Source organism: Silvibacterium bohemicum (assembly GCF_001006305.1).
Classification (GTDB): Bacteria; Acidobacteriota; Terriglobia; order Terriglobales; family Acidobacteriaceae; genus Silvibacterium; species Silvibacterium bohemicum.
Map to the genome: position 1 here is coordinate 1 of NZ_LBHJ01000015.1, position 920 is coordinate 920.

Here is a 920-nt window from a genome sequence, read left to right on the forward strand (position 1 = left end):
GTGACCGTGACCAATAGCGTGGGCTCGCAGAGCGGAAGCCTGGCCAGTGGCTTTACCTACGTGGTCCAACCAACGGTAAGCAGCGTGAGTCCGAGCAGCGGTGTCGCGGCCGGCGGCACGGCAGTGACGATCACGGGCACGAACTTCGCGACTGGCGCGACGGTGAAGTTCGGCACCGCAGCAGCGACGAACGTGGTTGTGGTGAGTGCGACGACGATCACGGCGACCACGCCTGCAGGCAGCGCTGGAGCGTCGACGGTGACAGTGACGGTGAACGGCCAGAGCGGGAGCCTGACTGGAGGATTTACTTACATCGGCCAGCCGACGGTGAGCAGCGTAAGTCCGAACAACGGTCCGACCGCCGGTGGCACTGCGGTGACGATCACGGGCACGAACTTCGCGACCGGCGCGACGGTGACGATCGGCGGCGCGGCAGCGACGAGCGTGGTGGTGGTGAACAGCACGACGATTACGGCGACGACGCCGGCGGGCAGCGCCGGAGCGTCGACGGTAACAGTGACCAACGTGGGCTCGCAGAGCGGCAGTCTGGCCAGTGGTTTTACCTATAGCTCATCGGTGGCGATCGCCTTTGCGCAGGTGGCCTCGGCTACGCCGCAGTCGCCAACGGCGACAGTGAGCGTGAGCTATCCGGCCGCGCAGACTCTGGGTGATCTGAACGTTGTCGTGGTGGGCTGGAACGACGTTGCCTCGACGGTGCAGTCGGTCAAGGACAGCGCAGGGAACACGTACCGTCTTGCGATCGGCCCGACAACCGGCTCGGGTCTGGAGCAGTCGATCTATTATGCGGCGAACATCGCGGGTGGCAGCAACACGGTGACGGTGACCTTCAGCCAGGCGGCGTCCTATCCGGATATCCGCATCCTGGAGTATCGGGGAGTGACGGCGCTCGATGTGACGGC

Annotated in this window: 1 protein-coding gene; it reads left to right on the forward strand. The window is 65.2% G+C overall.

Annotated features, from left to right (window positions below):
* On the forward strand, nucleotides 1–920 hold a 920-nt coding region (locus tag XX99_RS21140; RefSeq protein ID WP_197081923.1), incomplete at both ends, for an IPT/TIG domain-containing protein.